Source organism: Alphaproteobacteria bacterium, assembly GCA_020638555.1.
In the GTDB taxonomy this organism is placed as follows: domain Bacteria; phylum Pseudomonadota; class Alphaproteobacteria; order Bin95; family Bin95; genus JACKII01.
On record JACKII010000002.1, the window covers coordinates 445663 to 463643 of the forward strand.

Genomic DNA, 17981 nt, shown 5'->3' on the forward strand with positions numbered 1-17981 from the left:
GATACGGTGGAGACTCCCCATGGCAGCGCGCGCAGACACCGTCGGCTTTATCGGCCTTGGCCGCATGGGCGGGCCGATGGCGGCCAATCTCTTGCGACACGGCTTTCCGCTGGTCGTCCACGACCTCGACCCGGCCAAGACCGCCGCCGCGGCGGCCCTTGGCGCCACCGTCGCGGACGGCCCCGCCACCGTCGCGGATGGCCCCGCTACCGTCGCGGACGGCCCCGCCGCGGTCGCCCGACAGGCCAGCCGCACCGTCTGCATGGTCGAGACCACGGCCCAGGTCGAAGCCGTCGTCGCCGGCCCGGGCGGCCTCATCGAGACGGCCGAGGCCGGCGACATCGTCATCGTCATGGCCACCGTCGACCCGCTGGCGGTCAAGGCGCTGCACGCCCGCCTGGCCGAGCGCGGCGCCACCCTGATCGACGCGCCGGTCAGTGGCGGCGTGGTCCGGGCCGAACGCGGCGACCTCTCCACCGCCGTCGGCGGCGAGGATGCCGCCGTCGCCGCCTGCCGTCCGGTGCTGGAGGCGATGTGCTCGCGCATCTTCCCCATGGGCGGGGTGGGGCAGGGGCTGGCGATGAAACTGGTCAACAACATGCTGAACCAGATCGCCAAGGTCGCCGTGGCGGAGGCCATGGTGCTGGGCGTCAAGGCCGGCCTGGACGCGCGGCAGATGATCGAGATGATTTCCAGCAGTTCCGGCCAGTCCGCGACCTTCGAGGCGATGGCGCCGCGCTATCTCTCCGGCGATTTCGCCAACGCCAGCACCATCGACATTTCCTACAAGGACCAGGAGTTGGAGACCGCCTTCGCCAAGGCGCTGGGCGTGCCCATGTTCATGGCCGCGGTCTCGCAACAGGTCTACCAGATGGCCCGCGCCCATGGCCTGAACAAAGAGGACGGCAGCGCCCTCATCAAACTCTACGAGCGCATGGCCGGCGTGCAGCTGGGGCCGCGCGACTGAGGCCGTGCGGCGCTGCTCCCCGGACGGTGCGGAGCGCCGGTGTTCCCCGGACGGTGCGGAGCGCCGGTGTTCCCCGGACGGTGCGGAGCGCCGATGAACCCCGGACGGTGCGGAGCGCCGATCCGGGGCCGGTGTCATCCTTCGAACACCCGCGGTGGCGGTGTTCGGATGAAGTCACCGGTCCCGGCGCTCGCCTTCGGCTCGGCCGGGAAACAGCGGCTTCGATTCCACCGGTCGTGACCATCGATGTCGCCGATCCGCGCTTCCGCCGTTCCGCTCGCGATCTGGAACCCATGCCTGAGAGTTCCCGACAGGGTCCGGGCTTTGTGGGGAACTCTCGGGCATGGCCCCCGGCTCAAGGCCGGGGAAGCGGGAGGGAAAGGAGGGAAGCGAAAGACGGAAAGGCAGCGGAAGAAAAACGCAGCGACGACCCTTCCGTCGCCCCCTCCCTCAGGCCGCCAGCGCCTCGGCCAGCAGGAGGTCGGCGGCTTTCTCGGCGATCATGATGGTGGGGGCGTTGGTGTTGCCGCACACCACCATCGGCATGGCGCTGGCGTCGACCACGCGCAGCCCCTCCAGCCCCCGCACCCTGAGCGACGTGTCGAGCACCGCCATGGCGTCCCCGTCCGCGCCCATCCGGCAGGAGGACGCCGGGTGCCAGTTGCTGGCGCCGATCTCGCGGGCATAGGCCGCCATTTCGTCGTCCGATTGCACGTCCTTGCCCGGCATCATCTCGAAATCGTAATAGGGCCGCATGGCCGGCGCCTCCATCACCCGCCGGCAATAGCGCATGGCGGCGATGGCGGTTTGCAGGTCGTTGTCGGTGCCCAGCACGTTGGTGAAGATTGCCGGATCGGTGAACGGGTCCGCCGACTTCGCATGCACCGAGCCGCGGCTTTCCACCCGCAGCAGCGTCGGGCCGAGCGTGACGCCCGGCTCCCGGTGCAGGGCGCGGTCGCGCATGGATTCATAGGTGCCGGGGAAGAACTGGATCTGCACGTCCGGCGTCTCCAACTCTGGCCGGCTGCGGAAAAAGGCGTTGATCGGGTTGGTCGGGCTGCTCAGCACGCCCTTGCGCGCGACGATGTATTTCAATCCCTCGGCCAGCGCGGTCAGGCCGTGCGTGCGCTCGTTATAGGTGCCGGGCCGGCCCTTCAGCCGCCATTTCATGCGGAAGACCTGGTGGTCCTGAAGGCCGTTGCCGACCCCCGGCAGATGGTGCACCGGCGCGATGCCGATGGCCTTCAGGTGTTCCGCATCGCCGACGCCGGAGAGTTCCAGCAATTGCGGCGAACCATAGGCGCCACCGCAGAGAATGACCGCACGCCCGGCGCGCGCCTCCTGCGGCTGGCCGTTCCGGATATAGGCATAGCCGACGGCGCGCTTGCCCTCGAACAGCACCCGGTGGCCGCGGGCATGGGTTTCCACCCGCAGGTTGGGGCGCGAGCGGGCCGGCTTCAGATAGGCCTGGGCCGTGCTGTTGCGCCAGCCTTTCGATGTCGTGGTCTGGGTCAGGCCGATGCCGTCCTGCTCGGCCCCGTTGAAGTCCGGGTTCAGCGGCATGCCGGCTTCCTGCCCCGCCGCCAGGAAGGCGTCCAGCACCGGCGGGTGGTCGCGCAGGTCGCTCACCTGCAACGGGCCGCCGACGCCGTGGAACTCGTTCTCGCCGCGGGCGTTGTTCTCGGCCTTGCGGAAATAGGGCAGCACGTCCTGGTAGGACCAGCCGCGGCAGCCCATCTGCGCCCACAGGTCGTAGTCGGCGTGCTGGCCGCGCATATAGACCATGCCGTTCAGCGAACTGGAGCCGCCCAGCACCTTGCCGCGGGCCAGATAATCCCGCCTTCCGTTGGCGTTGACCTCCGGCTCGCTGTCGAAGCACCAGTTCACCGCCCGGTTCGTCAGGTTCTTGCCATAGCCAAGCGGGATGTGGATCCAGGGGTTGCGGTCCTCCGGCCCCGCCTCCAGCAGCAACACCTTGTTGCGCGGATCGGCGGACAGCCGGTTCGCGAGCACGCAGCCGGCCGAGCCGGCGCCAACGATGATGTAGTCGTAGGTCATGGGAGGTCCCGGAAGACGAGCAGGTGGCGAAATACTGCGGCCGACGCGCCCGGCCCGTCAATCGACTGCGGACGCGGATGGCCGCCGCTCCGCCGTTGACCGCCGCCCGCTTCCCTTCCAAGCTGCGCGTCGACCTGTGCCGTCCAACCCCAGGAGGTTCCGCCATGGCCAAGCTCCGTCACATCGCCATCACCGTGCCCGACATGGAGGCGGCCGCCGGATTTTATGAAAAGACCTTCGGCATGACACGGTCGATGGTCTCGCCCATCGCCATCCTGCTGACCGACGGCACCGTCAGCCTCGCCATCCTCAAATTCCAAACCGACCGGCAGGCCGGCGACGAGCGCGGCAAGGATTTCCACGGCTTGCACCATATCGGCTTTGTCGAGGACGACCTGGCCGGCATCAGCAAGACCATCGAGGGCAATGGCGGCAAGTACCATATGCGCCTGCCGGATACGCCCGAAGGCGCGACCGAGGTGAAGTTCCGCGACCCGAACGGCGTGGTGTTCGACATCGTCGACACCGGCTATGCCAGCCGCGCCTGGGGCCTGGACCTGGGCGAAGAATAGCGGCAGCGCCCGACACGGTCACGGCTGTTTCCCGGCCGAGCCGGAGGTGAGGGCCGGGATCGGTCGCTCTCGCGAACACCGGCGTGAGCGGTGTTCGACGGAAGACACCGGCCCCGGATGGCGGCTCCGCCACCTCCGGGGAACACAAGGCCTGACATTCGGTGTTTCCCGGCCGAGCCGGAGGTGAGGGCCGGGATCGGTCGCTCTCGCGAACACCGGCGCTGGCGGTGTTCGAAGGATGACACCGGCCCCGGATGGCGGCTCCGCCACCTCCGGGGAACACGGGCGCTCCGCACCGTCCGGGGTGCAACGCGGTTCAGGCCGGTAGCGATTTCAGTCGGCCCATCATGCCAACAACCGCCGAACTCACTCCCCCTCGGATTTTACCGAATAGCGAAAGTCGCAATGGCTGGCGCCGCCCATAATGGTCTGGCTGCGCTCGAAGCGGATGTTCGGGTCGTAGCCCTCGCAGAAGGTGCCGTCCCGGTTGCATGAGAGCAGATGGCCGATATGGCCGAGGCCCATGGCCTTGTACATCTCGGCATAGCGGCAGCGGGTGATGTTGAAGTCCACCCGCTCCGGCGTCTCCGCCAGCATCTCCATTTCCAGCGCGCCGCCCGCCTGCCATTGCGGCAGCAGCGCGCGAAAGCCGGGCAGGGAGGGCTCGCTCCCCTCGGCGCGGGCGGCGTCGGCATAGGCCTGACCCTGGGCGATGGCGTGCTTCTTGATGGCGCTGCCCAGAATCTCCTGCGCCCGCGCCTCGCCCAGCGCCGCCGCCATCTCCTCGTAGATCGGCTTGACGAGGGCCGCCTCGATGCGGCGTTGTTCCAGGATCGGCAGGTCGCTCTTGGCCATGGGTCCGGGCTCCGGTGGGTGAGGGGGTATTGCGGTTTGACAAACCGGCACGCGCTCCACTATAAGCCGCGTCTCACCTCCTGAGAATGCAGGTCGGGCCATCCGTTCGCTCGCCCTCGCCTGACCCGAAGCCATTCCTTGGCGGAGCGGCCAGGACTATCGGGACAACAAACATCATCCTGTAACAGGACCACATCCATGTCCAAACGCATCCAGGCGAAGCACAAGATCGACCGCCGCCTCGGCGTCAACCTGTGGGGCCGCCCGAAGAGCCCGATCAACAAGCGCGAAAGCGGCCCCGGCCAGCACGGCATGCGCCGCAAGAAGCCGACCGACTTCGGCACCCAGCTGCGCGCGAAGCAGCAGCTCAAGGGCTATTACGGCAACATCACCGAGAAGCAGTTCCGCCGTCTCTATGACGAAGCGGTGCGCCGCCGCGGCGACACCTCGGAAAACCTGATCGGCCTGCTGGAGCGCCGCCTGGACGCCGTGGTCTATCGCATGAAGTTTGTCCCCACGGTCTTTGCCGCCCGGCAGTTCGTCAACCACGGCCATGTCATGGTGAACGGCAAGCGGGTCAACATCCCGTCCTACCAGGTGAAGGACGGCGACGTGCTCACCCTGCGCGACAAGAGCCGCAACATGGCGCTGGTGCTGGAAGCCATCGAATCCGGCGAGCGCGACGTGCCGGACTATCTGGACGTCGACCACAACGACATGAAGGGCACCTATGTGCGGGCGCCCAAGCTGGCGGACGTGCCCTATCCGGTGCAGATGCAGCCGAACCTCGTGATCGAGTTCTACTCGCGCTAACAGCCTTCATGGAACGGGGCGGAGGTCGTCATGGCAGGTGTGTCTACCCAGAGCGCGCCGGTCGCCGACTTCCGTTCGCCCGACGATCTGGCCAAGGCCAGCGATCTGGAACGTCTCGCCGCCTATGGCGAGGATTGGGTCACCGCCCCGCGGCGCGCCGATTGCGGCGAGCGGTTGGGCGCGGAAACCCAGGCCAGGGTCGTGGCCCTGCTGGCCCGCGGCACGGACGAGGCCGCGATCCGCGAGGCGGCGCTGTCGGAACTGGCCGCCGAAGAACGCAACATCGTCCGCCGCCACCGCTTGCGCGGCTGGCTGGTGTTCGGCCTCTGCGTCGCCATCGGCGCCGCGGCGGTGTTGAACTGGGATGGCCGCGGCGATGGCCAGGCCCTGCACCAAATCCTGTTGCTGGGTGGCATCGGCCTGATGCTTGCCCATGCGGTGCACATGCACGGCGTGCGCCGTCGCGCCCGCCTGATCCGCTCGGCCACGGCGCGCAAGGCCGTCTGGCGCGCCGCCATCGACCGGCTGTATTCCCATCCGAATTGAAACGCGCGGCACAATCCGACGGGGTCGTACCCGGCCGGATTGTGCCGCGCATTCGTCCAGGCAGGAAGCGCCCCGGGTGAGGGGCGCGTGGCCGCCTCAGGCGTAGGCGACCATCAGGGTCTGCGCGACCAGCGCCGGCCGCGGCTCGCCTTCGATGTCGATGGTCTGCTCGCAGGTCAGGCGCACACCATTGCCGCGCATCTCGTCCGCCGCCGCCAGCTTGGTGCGCAGGCGCACCCGGCTGTTGACCGGCACCATGTTCGTGAACCGCAACCGGTTGATGCCGTAGTTGATCATGTTGGACGAATGCTTGATGCGGAAGGTCGGCAGGCCCGCGATCAACGACATGGTCAGAAAGCCATGGGCGATGGTCGATTTCGTCGGCAATTCCTTCGCCGCGCGCTCCGCGTCCAGGTGAATCCACTGGTGGTCGTTGGTGGCATCGGCGAATTGCTGGATTCGATCCTGGTCGATCAGGATCCACTGGCTGATGCCCAATTCCTGACCCACATACTTCAACAGGTCCTGGGGCGTTTCGACTTCCAGCAACCGGGGCTGATCGGCGTCCGACATTTTTTGACTATCCCTGAAACAGTGCGGCAGATGCGCCAGGAATGCCCCAAGCGGATCGCCTTGGCAAGCGGCACGGTGTCAGTTTTTGGCGCGTGCGAGCGCATCTGCGAACACGCGGACCGACTCCGCCATCGGTCGCGAGCGGTCCCAGGTCTGGCGGGTCTCGCTCGCCAGCGCTGTCGTCGCCAGAAAGCGGAACAACTCCTCCGCGCCGCGATGAAAGCCGACCGGCGCGCCGATGGCCGCCAGAGTCTCCGCGATTTCCGCCATTTCCGGGTGCCAGCGCTCGGCGTCGGCGGCCAGAAAGCCGACCCAGGCCTCCATGTCCCTGGCGCGGGTCGGGTTGCTGCCGGCCACCTCGCCCATGAAGGCGTCGAACAATCCGTACCGCTCCGCGGCGATGGCCATGGTGCATTGCAGCGCCCAGGTGCCCTTGTTCAATCCGGCATAAAGCATTTTCAGGGTCGAGGCCTGGCCCGCCTCCGGCCCGGCATAGCGCCAGATCATGGTTGGCGTCGTCAGGGATTCGAGTACCTGCGAATCCGGTCCGGAGACATACACCCTGGGCGGCGCGCCCTTGCCGGGCGTCATGCCGATAATGCTGCCGTCGATATAGGCCGCGCCCGCCGCAGCGATGATAGCGCCCACCGTGGCGGAGGTGGCCGGCGAGATCGCGTTCAGGTCGGCAAAGGCCGGCGTGCGCCCGGCCTGCCCCATGGCCGCGGCCGCCGCCTCCGCGAAGGCCACCGCCGCGGCCGGCGGCAGGATCGAGAGCACCAGGTCCGCCTCGGCCATGATGGCCTCCAGGCTGCCGGCGTCCTCCAACCCCGCTTCCGCCGCCAGCGCGCGCGAGCGTTCGCTGCGGCCGGTCAGGTTGGTCAACACGCGCTTGCCGCTTTCGCGGAGCGCCCGGCCGATGCCGTGGCCCATATCGCCGGGGCTGATCACGCCGATGGTGGCGATGGTGTCGAGGCGCATGGCGGTTCTCCTTCAGTTCGTCGTCCGGCGCTTCATCGTCGGGCGCTTCGTCGTTGGGGCGCTTCGTCGTGGAGCGGGCGGGCTAGGCCGCGTCTTCCAGCATCATGGCGGCGCATTTCTCGCCGATCATGATCGAGGGCGCGTTGGTGTTGCCGGCGACGATCATCGGCATGATCGAGGCATCGGCGACCCGCAACCCCTCGACGCCGTGCACGCGCAAGCGCGGGTCGACCACCGCGTCCGCGCCGGTGCCCATGCGGCACGATCCCACCGGGTGGTAGTTGGCGACGGCCCGGTTGCGCACGTCCTCCAGCAGCCCTTCGTCGTCGGTGACATGGCTGCCCGGCACCACCTCGTCCATGACATAGGCCGCCAGCGCCGGTTGCCGGGCGATCTCCCGGCAGAGCCGCATGCCGTACAGCATGGCCTGCCGGTCGTAGTCGGTTTTCAGGAACTCATAGCGGATCGCCGGCGCCGCCAGCGGGTCCGGCGATTTCACCTGCACCTGGCCGCGCCCTTCCGGGCGCAAATGCACCGGGCTCAGGCTGAAGCACGAGAACGGATAGACCTCCACCCCCTTGGCGGTGCGGGCCTTGGTGCCCCAGGGCAGGAAGTTCAGTTGCAGGTCCGGCCGCTCCAGCGCCGGATCGCTGCGCACGAAGGCGCCGGCATGGACGCCGGTGTTCGCCATCAGGCCCTTGCCAAGCACGAAATACTCCGCCCCCGACGCCATGCGCCGCCAGAAGCTGTTGGCCAGGTCGTTCGCGGTCACCGGCTTGGCGCAGCGGAAGGGGATGTAGGTGTTGAAATGGTCCTGCAGGTTCTCGCCCACCCCCGGCAGGTCGCGCACCACCGCAATGCCGTGCGCCTGCAACAGCGCCCCCGGTCCGATGCCGGAGAGTTGCAGCAGGTGCGGCGAGCCGAACGCGCCGCCGGAGACCACCACCTCGCGCCGCGCATGGGCGATGCGCTCCCCCCCGTTCTGGCGGAAGGCGACGCCGATGGCGCGCCCGTTCTCTGTCAGGACGCGCGTTGCGTGCGCGTCGGTTTCGACGGTCAGGTTGGCCCGCCCCCTGGCCGGCTCCAGATAGCTGCGCGCGGAACTCCAGCGTTTGGTCTTGGAGGCGGTGAACTGGTAATAGCCGGTGCCTTCCTGGGTCGGCCCGTTGAAGTCCGGGTTGCGCGGGATGCCGGCCTGCACCGCGGCCTCGATCACCGCGGCCGGCAGTTCGAATTCGGTCGGAATGTCCGAGACGCGCAGCGGCCCGCCCGAGCCGTGCAGGTCGCTCTCGCCCCGTTCCTGGTTCTCGGCCTTGCGGAAATAGGGCAGCACCGAGTCCCAGTCCCAGCCGGTGCAGCCCATCTGCCGCCACTGGTCATAGTCGCCCGGCGTGCCGCGCATATAGACCGTGCCGTTGATGGAACTGGTCCCGCCCAGCACCTTGCCCCGCGGCTGATAGAGCGTGCGGCCGTTCAGGGCCGCCACCGGCTCGCTTTCGAAGCGCCAGTTGACGGCCGGGTCGACGAAGACCTTGGCGGCGCCGATGGGAATGTGAATCCATCGGTTGGTGTCCGGCGGCCCCGCCTCCAGCAGCAGCACGCGGTGGCGGCCGGATTCGCTGAGGCGGGCGGCAATGGCGCAACCGGCAGAGCCGGCGCCGGTCACGATGTAATCGAACGTGTCTGGGGAATCGAAAGTCTCTGGTTCGGTCGGCATGGCGGCCCGGGCGTGAGGTGCGGAAGTCCAAGTCCGCCACCTTGCCGCAAAAGCCACGGCCTGCCTACCGCCCGAGCCTAGCTGCGCTGCTGGTCCACCAGATGCTCCAGCGTTTCCAGGCTGGCCGCGCCCGGGATCACGTGGTCGCCGATGATGAAGGCCGGGGTGCCGCGAATGCCCAGCGCGTCGGCAAGCGCGTGGTTGGCCCGGATGGTCTCGTCGACCGACGGGTCCTTCATCGCCGTTTCGACCGCCGCGGTGTCGGCGCCGGCCGCGGCGACGATCTTCATCAGCGCGTCCTCGGTCAGGGCGCCGCGGTGGCGCATGGTGGCGGTGTGGAAGGCGCGGTAGTGCTGGGGCGCCACCTTTTGCAGCGCCAGCGAGACGCGGGTGGCCGCCAGCGATTCCGGCCCCAGGATCGGCAGTTCCTTGAACACCACTCGCACGTCCGGGTTGCCGTCCACCAGGTCCAGCACGTTTTGCAGCGAGCGTTTGCAATAGCCGCAGCGATAGTCGAAGAACTCGACCAGGGTGATCTTGGCGTCGGGGCTGCCGATGGCCGGGTCGGCGGCGTTGTTGTAAATCGTGTCCTTGTGCGAGGTGAGCGTGTCGCGCTGGCGGTCGGCCTTGGCCGCTTCCTCCTTTGCCTGATAGGCACGGATGGCGTCGATGACGATTTCGGGCTTTTCGGTCAGCAGTTTGCGCACGACGGCTTCGATCTCGGCCTCGTCCGCGGCCCGGGCTTTCGGCACAAAGCCGGGCATGGTCACGGCGACCATCGCCATGGCGGCGACAAACAACAGGCCGGCAATCGCGGTACGCATTCGGCATTCCTTCATTCGGACACAATGGGCTCGTTCGGCAAGGTGGCGGGCATCGGGGCGATCCGCAACCGCAAAATTGGGCCTCTCACGGCCTTTTGACGGTCCCCCGATCCGCTGTTGCGGTAGGGGGCGAGGGGCCGGCGTGTTCAGTTCGCTTTCGGCACGGGTTGCCGACTCTCCTGCCCCATCTCCCGCGCAAGCGGGAGTCCATGTCTGAGAGTTTCTCACAGGACACGGGACTCTGTATTGGTCTCTCAGGCATGGGTCCCCGCATTCGCGAGGACAGGGAAGAGGGGGTGAGCCAGCGGGAAAAGACCTCGCGCTACCGGTTCTTCGCCTTTTCCAGCGCCCGTTCCGCCGCCAGCCGGATGTCATCGGCGCGCAGCCAGGCGGGCGAGCCCTTTTTCAGCAGGTTCTGCGCCCGGTGCGCCTGTTGCGCGGCCAGATCGGCGCGGCCGAACCGCACCTCGGACTCGGCCAGCGCCAGCGCGGCCTCGCCCAGCCGGTCCAGCCGGCCATAGGCGACGCCGAGCGTGCGCCAGGCCGACCCGTCGTCCGGCTCGCGTTGCACCGCCTTTTCCAGCAGCTTCACCGCCTTTTCCAGGCTCTGCCGGTCCGGCGCGACCACCAGCGCCTGGGCATAGGCAATCGCAATCAGCGGCTCGTTCGGCGCCATCGTCACCGCGCGGCTGTAGGAGCGCAGAGCGGCGGCGTTGTTGCCGCGCTCGAACTGGATCTGGCCTTCCAATTCCTCGATATAGGGGTCGTCGGGCAGGCGCTTCAGCAACACCGCCATGGTCCGGTCGGCGTCGTCCGGACGGTTGTCGCGGTGATAGGCGACGGCGCGGGCGATCAGCGCGGGCGTGCCGGTATCGCTCTCCGGATAATCCCGCAAGACCTGGCCGACGGGCTTGAGGAAGCCATCCAGCTTGGCCTTCATCCGCGCGTGCCGCTCATAGTCGGCCGGGCTCGCCTTCACGTTGGTGAAGCGCGAATGCGCCAGATGGTCCTGCAACGCCTCGATGCGTTCGCGCGACAGCGGGTGCGTGCGCAGATACGGGTCCTGGTGTTCCGGCAACAGCAATTCCTGGTCGCCCAGCACCGACAGGAACTGCTCCAGCCCGAGCGAGGTCTCGCCGGTCGCATCCAGCAGCCGCAGGGCCGCCTGGTCGGCCGCGGATTCCTGGGTCCGGCTGTATTGCAGCAGGTTCTTGACCGCGGTGTTCTGGCCGAACGCGCCGACCGCGGCGCCGACACGCGCATCGCCGGTCGCCACCGCCGCGGCAATGCCGATCAGCGTGAACAGGATCGACTGCGCCGAGGCGTTTTCCAACTCGCCGCGGAAGCGGGTCAGGTGGCCGCCCTGGATATGGCCGATTTCGTGCGCCAGCACGCCGATCACCTGCTCCGGCGTCTCCGAGCGTTGCAGCAGACCGGTATAGATAAAGATGTGCAGGCCCCCGGCCACAAAGGCGTTCAACTGGTCGTTGCGTACCAGGTGAATGCCCACGTCCCTGGGCGGAATCCCCGCAGCACGCAACAGTGGCGCGGCCCATCCTCGAATGGTAGCCTCTATCTCTGCATCCCGGATAAAGGTCTGCGCCGAGGCGTTCGAGGCGAGGGCAACGCTTGTGAGCGCTGTCACCAGTATGACCGCTATCATACGCCGCATCATCGCTGTGCAGGCGGCCCGACAAATGAAGATAGTACGGAAGATCATGTCCATCCGCCTTGAGGGCGTCACCCGAATGAAATGGCAACTGAGCGAAATGCGGTCAAGGGCGATCATCCTCGCACTGGCCGGCGCACTGGCCTTGAGCGCGTGCGGAAGCGAGCCGGATCTGGGCGCGCCAGGCTATGTGCAGGGCTTTGCCGGCGGCGTGGTCGCCGACGAGCCGCAGGCGGCCCTGATCGGGCGCGATGTCCTGGCGGCGGGGGGCTCGGCCGGGGATGCCGCCGCGGCCACCTTCTTCGCCCTGGCGGTGACCAAGCCCGCCTCGGCCGGCCTCGCGTCGCACGGTTATTGCCTGGATTACAACGTCAAGGACCAGACGCAGCAGGCCTACCGCTTCGGCAGCCCGGCCGCGGTGCGGGCCATGGCGGCCATCCATGCCCGGCTCGGGATTCTGCCCTGGCGGCAGGCGGTCGGCCCGGCGGAGGCGCTGGCGCGGTTCGGCTACAAGCTCTCGCTGGCCTTCGCGGCCGACTGGCAGGCCGCCGGGCCGGACGATCCGGCGGCCCGGGCGCTGTTCGGCGCCGGCACGGTCGGCACCGAGGTGCAGGAACTCGACCTTGCCGGGTTGCTGGGCCAGATTCGGGGGCAGGGGGCCGGCTCGTTCTATAGCGGCGCGGCGGCTCAGACCGTGTGGCAGGCGGCGGCGGCGGCCGGCCTGCGCATCAACGAGACGCTCTGGCGCGACGCGGTGGCGGAGGCGCAACCCGTGGCCACCCAGCCGCTCGGCAATCATACCCTGGCGCACCTGCCGTTTCCGGCCCAATCGGGAGTGGATTCCGCAGGTGCCACGTCCGCGGGGGCGGCCCAGACCTCCATCGCGGTGGTGGACCGGTTCGGCAACGCGGTCGCGTGCGTCTATGGCATGGGGCGCCCGTTCGGCATCGGCCGCCTGACCGCCGGCCTGTTTCTGGCCGCTCCGGGCGGGCCTTCCGCCGACACGGTGCTGGTCACGAACCCCAACACCAAGATTCTGCTGGCCGCGCTGGCCGGTGGCGCCGGCCGGGGTGTTTTGGAGCGCATGGCCGAGCAGACGATTTCGGGCGATACGCCGCTCGGGTCGGCCCTGGCCGCCAATGGCGCCGTCAACGCGATTGTCTGCCGGGGCGGCTTGCCGAACTACCCGGAGTCCTGCTCCGCCGGCACCGATCCCAACGGCAACGGCCTTGCCGCGATTGCCGAGCCCGGCCGATGAGCCTTTTTCCCTCCCACCCGACCCGTCCGCAACCGAAAGGATTGGCATGACTTTTGCCCCGGCTCCCCGCAGCGATATCGCCGCATTCATGGTGATGGATGTCATGATTGAAGCGGCAGCGTGCGAAGCGCGAGGCGATCACGTTTTGCACCTGGAGGTCGGGCAGCCCGGTACTCCAGCCCCGCGCATGGCCCGCGAGGCCGCCAAGCAGGCCATCGATACCGAAGTCTTGGGCTACACGCTGTCCTTCGGCATTCCGGCGCTGCGTGAGCGCCTGGCCGGCCACTATCAGGACTGGTACGGCCTGAACATGCCGGTGGAGCGGATCGCCGTCACCACCGGCTCCAGCGCCGGCTTCGTGCTGGCGTTTCTGGCCAGCTTTTCCCCCGGCGACCGCGTCCTGCTGACCGATCCGAGCTATCCCTGCTATCGCAACATCCTGGCCGCGCTCGGCTGCGAGGTGGTGCGGGTGCCCACCGGGCCCGCAACGCGCTATCAGATGACGGTGGACATGCTCGACCAGATGCCGGATGTGGCCGGTGTCGTCATCGCCAGCCCGTCCAACCCCGCCGGCACCGTCATTCCGCCGGGCGAGTTGAAGGCCATTGCCGAGGCCTGCCACGCCCGCGGCATCCGCCTGATCAGCGACGAAATCTACCACGGGCTGGTGTTCGAGGGCCGGGCCGATACGGCCGCCCGCTATTCGCCCAGCGCCATCGTCATCAACAGCTTTTCCAAATACTTCTCCATGACCGGCTGGCGCATCGGCTGGATGATCGTGCCGGAGGATTTGCTGGACTCGGTCGCGCGGCTGGCCACCAATCTCTACATCAGTCCTCCCGGCGTCAGCCAGGTGGCGGCCCTCGCGGCCCTGGACGCCGGCGAGGAGTTGGAGGCGAACAAGGCGGTCTATGCCACCAACCGCCAGTTGATGCTGGACGGGCTGCCGCAGATGGGCCTGGATCGGATCGCGCCGGCTGACGGCGCGTTTTACGTTTACGCCGATATCAGCCACCTGACGGACGACAGCCTCGCCTTCTCGTCGCGCCTGCTGGAGGAAGCGGGGATCGCGTCGGCCAGCGGTCTGGATTTCGATCCGGACCGGGGCAACCGCACCATCCGCTTCTCCTACTGCATTGCCCAGCCGGACATCGAACAGGCGCTGGAACGCCTGTCCGACTGGCTGGCCAAGCAGAACTAGCCCACGGACGGAGCGCGCGTGCAGGGGCAGGGCCAACACCCGGTCGCAACCGAAATCGTGCTGGTCGGCGGCGGGCATGCCCATGTCGCCGTGCTGCGCATGTTCGGCATGAAGCCGGAGCCGGGCGTGCGCCTGACCGTCGTCGCGCGCGACGCCTTCACGCCGTATTCCGGCATGATCCCCGGCTATATCGCCGGCCATTACCGGCACGCGGACTGCCATATCGACCTGGGGCCGCTCTGCCGCATGGCCGGCGCCCGCCTGATCCATGCGCCCGCGGTCGGGCTCGATCCGGAGGCCCGGCGGGTGCAAATCGCGGGCCGTCCCGCCTTACGCTACGACTGGTGTTCCATCGACACCGGATCGGTGACCCGGACCGACGGGATTGCCGGCGCGGCGGAGTTCGGCCTGCCGGTGAAGCCGCTCGACCGCTTCCTGTCCCGCCTGGACGCCGGCAGCGCCGCACTGCCCTCCGGCGCGCCGATCACCGTCGTCGGCGGCGGCGCGGGCGGCGTCGAACTGGCGCTCGCCATCGCCTGGCGCCTGCGCGAGCGGGCGCCGCGGGTCACGCTCGCCACCGATGCCGACGGCCTGTTGCCGAGCCACGCGCCGGCGGTGCAACAGCGCATGCGCGTCCTGCTGGCGGCGGGCGGGGTGGAGCTGCGCGCCGGCGCGGCCCTCTCCGCGATCGAGCCCGACGCAGCCTTGTTCGCCGACGGCAGCCGGCTGGAAAGCTCCCTGACCGTGCTCGCCACCGGTGCCGCGCCGGCGTCGTGGCTCGCAGAAACCGGCCTCGCGGTCGATGCACGCGGTTTCGTGCGGGTCGGACCGACGCTCGCCAGCCTTTCGCACCCGACCGTGTTCGCGGCCGGCGATGTCGCCGCCTTCGAAGCGCGACCGCTGCCCAAGGCCGGGGTCTATGCGGTGCGCCAGGGGCCGGTGCTGGCGGACAATCTGCGCCGGGTGGCGACAGGGCAGGCGCCGCGGCCCTACGAGCCGCAACACCGTTTCCTGTCGCTGCTCTCCGGCGGGCGGCAGACGGCGGTGGCGTCCTATGGCCGACTGGCCGCGTCCGGCGACTGGGTCTGGCGCTGGAAGGACTGGATCGACCGCCGCTGGATGCGCCGCTATCAGGAATTGCCGCCGATGGAGACCGGCCCCGACGCTGCGCCGATGCGCTGCGCCGGTTGCGGCTCGAAGATCGGCAGCGACGTGCTGGGCCGGGTGCTGGGCGGGCTCGACACGGGCCAGGCCCCCGGCGTGCTCATGGGCGCCGGCGACGATGCCGCGCTGGTGCAGCCGCCGCCGGGCCAGGTGCTGGTGCAGTCCACCGACCATTTCCGCGCCTTCACCGGCGACGCGCACCTGTTCGGCCGCATCGCGGCCGAGCACGCCCTCTCCGACCTGTTCGCCATGGGGGCCGAGGCGCACAGCGCGCTCGCCCAGGTGACCGTGCCCTTCGCCGTGCCGGGCGTGCAGGAGGCCGACCTGCTCCAGGTTCTGGCCGGAGCCTGCGTCGCCATCCGGGGCGCCGGCGCCGCCCTGATCGGCGGCCATTCGGCGGAAGGGCCGGAACTCGCCCTCGGCCTGACCGTCAACGGCTTCGCCGCGCCGGATGCGCTCTGGCGCAAGAGCGGCGCGCGGGCCGGCGACGCGCTGGTCCTGACCAAGCCGCTTGGCACCGGCGTTTTGCTGGCGGCGGACATGCAGGGCCAGGCGCGCTCCGCCTGGATCGAGGCGGCCCTGGCCGGCATGGTGCAGAGCAACCGCGCCGCCGTGCCGGTGCTGCGCGCCCACGGCGCCCGTGCGGTCACCGACGTGACGGGCTTCGGCCTCGCCGGCCATTTGCAGGAAATGACCGCCGCCTCCGGCGTCAGCGCCAGCGTGCGCCTGGCCGCCGTGCCGTGCCTGCCGGGCGCCGCCGAGAGCCTCGCCGCCGGCATCGAGAGCACGCTGGCGCCCGCCAACCGCACCGCCGTGCCGCACGCACCCCCGCTGCTGCTCGACCCGCAAACCTCCGGCGGGCTGCTGGCCGCGGTCCCGGCCGAGCAGGCCCCGGCTTGCGTCGCCGCCCTGCACGCCGCCGGCTATGCCGCCGCCGCGGTCATCGGCCAGTGCGACGAGGGTCTGTTCCTGTCGTTCGATACGTAAAGGGACGCTCTCGAAATCTGCGGTTTCTGTTGTCTTTATTTGATCCGGCAGAAGAACATCTGGTTGACTCCAAGGCGGTCAAATATCCGCATGGACACTAGCGCCTTTTCGACGGATCGACACAATCCCGCAGGAAAGATGCTGCGCATCTTGGTCGGAATAAATCCCGAGCCCTTGATCGTAATGATTTCAAATCCAGCATCATCAAGATATTTTCGTACTGTGCTGTTGGTCAAATACCCATAGAGATCTTTGCCATTTAATTTATCCTTGAGGTAATGATATGGGAGGAACAACATTCGATGGCTGTACGGGTTCCCATGGTTGTTGATGATCAGCACGCTATTGCGATCCCGCATCACCTCGCGCAATTTATGGAGCGCGGTAATGCGAAGCGATTCTTGTGAGTTGGCCAGGAACCGGAAGGCGGTTACCAAATCATAAGACGACAGGTTCAGTTGATTTGGACCGCTGGTGGTGATGTCGCCGCAGATGAAATTCGTTTTCTGACACTTTTCCTTCGCGATATCGATCATTTCCTCGGATATATCGAGGGCATCGACTTTTGCGAAATAAGTTTCCAAAAAACTGCAAAGCCTCCCGGTGCCGCAGGCAAAATCCAAGTAACTTCCGGAATTGTTTCGACCGAAATGGGATTCTACGAAGTCGGTAATCTGTTGTCGCTCTATTTCCCACCAAATATCGGCGGCACTACCTTTCATATACACTTTAGATTCATAGTTACTGGCACTTTTATCAGACCGGAAGGTCATGCGATAGTCATGGGCCATGGCGGTTCCTTTAAGGCGTCAGGGTTGAATCAGCAAGCTTGCTGACTCTTGTATGAAGATAATTGGCTTGAAGCCGAATTAAGATTTCGAACAAACGGCTCTTCAGCGGGTTGGTGTGATGGCACTTGTGGCGTTGAAAAAATGACATAACCTCATAAAGTTGAAATACGGAAAGGAAATAATGAAATTTCCGATTTTTCCCGCAGTCGTAAACGTCAATAAAATTGCGTGTTATTTTATCCATCAAATTGTCAGAATGTATCCATCCCCGAAAAATCAGCTTTCGCTGAAGGGAATTCAGGTAGAAAGCTGCATCCACTAACGAGTAATTGGCGATATCCCATGTGAAATCAACCCCATAACAAAATTCACCGCGGGTTAATACATTGTGAATTCCGAAATCGTTGTGCACTTTTACCAGGAATTGTTCTATTTCCGTGAAGTTTTCGCACTGGTGCTTTTCGGATAAAATGGTCTTCAACTGCGCGTGTTTTGGCGCGTTCAGCAAGGAAGGGGCCAGAGATACGATTTCCGAACACAGCCGTGGGTATGCAATGCCGCTGGTTCTCGTGTCGGGTTTGCCTTGGGCGGAATGGAAGTTCTGTAGCCACATCGCGGCCATTCGCGTCAAATCGATGAGATGATTGTTCGAGAAAGGGAATGACCTCACTTCATTCGCTATGACTGTGGCATCGATCCATTCCATGATGACGATGCCGCAGGTCGACAAATCGCGAATGATCCGAGGATGGCAAACCAAGCCATTTTCGGGCCAACCTCCCTTCAGTTGCGTCACCCTTTTGACAAAGCTTGCCGCGGCCTCCCGGTCGATGCTACGGCCGGAATCTTTCAAGAAAACCTTGAGTGCCGCTCGTTCCGTTACGTCTGTTATAGCGACCTGGTAGACCAGACTGTATGGTCCGCTATAGACCATTTTTTCAGGAAGAATTTCGAATTGATTGTTGTTATTATACTGTTGTATTAATTCTAATAAACAACTCTCCACAC

The 17981-nt window shown here is 66.7% G+C and carries 16 protein-coding genes; 7 read left to right on the forward strand and 9 right to left on the reverse strand.

The genetic code is table 11. From position 1 onward, the window contains the following. The first annotated feature begins 19 nt into the window (after positions 1-19). The gene (locus tag H6844_08000) at positions 20-967 is read left to right on the forward strand and encodes an NAD(P)-dependent oxidoreductase (GenBank protein MCB9929342.1); all 948 of its coding nucleotides are present in this window, start codon (positions 20-22) and stop codon (positions 965-967) included. A 450-nt stretch (positions 968-1417) separates the two neighbouring features. Here the strand turns inward: H6844_08000 and H6844_08005 are convergent, their stop codons facing one another. After that, positions 1418-3025, reverse strand: coding sequence for a GMC family oxidoreductase N-terminal domain-containing protein (locus H6844_08005; protein ID MCB9929343.1), 1608 nt, complete (start codon positions 3023-3025; stop codon positions 1418-1420). A 164-nt stretch (positions 3026-3189) separates the two neighbouring features. Between H6844_08005 and H6844_08010 the strand changes: the two genes are divergently transcribed. Continuing rightward, the gene (locus H6844_08010) at positions 3190-3597 is read left to right on the forward strand and encodes a VOC family protein (protein MCB9929344.1); all 408 of its coding nucleotides are present in this window, start codon (positions 3190-3192) and stop codon (positions 3595-3597) included. 366 nt (positions 3598-3963) lie between these two features. On the opposite strand, the gene H6844_08015 is transcribed toward H6844_08010, so the two are convergent. Continuing rightward, positions 3964-4452: an L-2-amino-thiazoline-4-carboxylic acid hydrolase gene (locus H6844_08015; GenBank protein MCB9929345.1), complete on the reverse strand. Its 489-nt coding sequence runs from the start codon at positions 4450-4452 to the stop codon at positions 3964-3966. Between the two features lie 198 nt (positions 4453-4650). On the opposite strand from H6844_08015, the gene rpsD reads away from it, so the two are divergent. Beyond that, a complete protein-coding gene (gene rpsD / locus H6844_08020) occupies positions 4651-5265 on the forward strand; it encodes a 30S ribosomal protein S4 (GenBank protein MCB9929346.1) in 615 nt (204 codons plus the stop codon). Positions 5266-5295: 30 nt separating this feature from the next. After that, positions 5296-5811, forward strand: a complete 516-nt coding sequence (locus H6844_08025; GenBank protein MCB9929347.1) for a hypothetical protein — start codon at positions 5296-5298, stop codon at positions 5809-5811. A 96-nt stretch (positions 5812-5907) separates the two neighbouring features. Here the strand turns inward: H6844_08025 and H6844_08030 are convergent, their stop codons facing one another. From H6844_08030 to H6844_08050, 5 genes are all read right to left on the reverse strand, one after another. Beyond that, on the reverse strand, positions 5908-6384 hold the full coding sequence (locus H6844_08030) for a MaoC family dehydratase (GenBank protein ID MCB9929348.1): 477 nt from the start codon (positions 6382-6384) through the stop codon (positions 5908-5910). Positions 6385-6462: 78 nt separating this feature from the next. Continuing rightward, complete coding sequence (locus H6844_08035; GenBank protein MCB9929349.1) at positions 6463-7362, reverse strand: NAD(P)-dependent oxidoreductase; 900 nt, start codon at positions 7360-7362, stop codon at positions 6463-6465. A gap of 82 nt (positions 7363-7444) precedes the next feature. Beyond that, entirely contained in the window at positions 7445-9079 is a 1635-nt protein-coding gene (locus H6844_08040; GenBank protein ID MCB9929350.1) for a GMC family oxidoreductase N-terminal domain-containing protein, read from the reverse strand. A gap of 77 nt (positions 9080-9156) precedes the next feature. Then, positions 9157-9903, reverse strand: coding sequence for a DsbA family protein (locus H6844_08045; GenBank protein ID MCB9929351.1), 747 nt, complete (start codon positions 9901-9903; stop codon positions 9157-9159). A 322-nt stretch (positions 9904-10225) separates the two neighbouring features. Further along, positions 10226-11413, reverse strand: coding sequence for a M48 family metalloprotease (locus H6844_08050; protein MCB9929352.1), 1188 nt, complete (start codon positions 11411-11413; stop codon positions 10226-10228). Positions 11414-11621: 208 nt separating this feature from the next. Here H6844_08050 and H6844_08055 point away from each other — a divergent pair, with 208 nt between their 5' ends. Genes H6844_08055 through selD form a run of 3 tightly spaced genes read left to right on the forward strand, consistent with a single transcriptional unit; the run spans position 11622 to position 16182 of the window. After that, entirely contained in the window at positions 11622-12830 is a 1209-nt protein-coding gene (locus H6844_08055; protein MCB9929353.1) for a gamma-glutamyltransferase, read from the forward strand. Positions 12831-12876: 46 nt separating this feature from the next. Then, the gene (locus H6844_08060; GenBank protein MCB9929354.1) at positions 12877-14031 is read left to right on the forward strand and encodes an aminotransferase class I/II-fold pyridoxal phosphate-dependent enzyme; all 1155 of its coding nucleotides are present in this window, start codon (positions 12877-12879) and stop codon (positions 14029-14031) included. A gap of 18 nt (positions 14032-14049) precedes the next feature. After that, positions 14050-16182, forward strand: a complete 2133-nt coding sequence (gene selD / locus H6844_08065) for a selenide, water dikinase SelD (GenBank protein MCB9929355.1) — start codon at positions 14050-14052, stop codon at positions 16180-16182. 35 nt (positions 16183-16217) lie between these two features. Here selD and H6844_08070 read toward each other — a convergent pair whose 3' ends face one another. Both H6844_08070 and H6844_08075 read right to left on the reverse strand, forming a co-directional pair. Then, entirely contained in the window at positions 16218-16973 is a 756-nt protein-coding gene (locus tag H6844_08070) for a methyltransferase domain-containing protein (GenBank protein ID MCB9929356.1), read from the reverse strand. Between the two features lie 10 nt (positions 16974-16983). Beyond that, a complete protein-coding gene (locus H6844_08075; protein MCB9929357.1) occupies positions 16984-17826 on the reverse strand; it encodes a hypothetical protein in 843 nt (280 codons plus the stop codon). Positions 17827-17981: the final 155 nt, after the last annotated feature.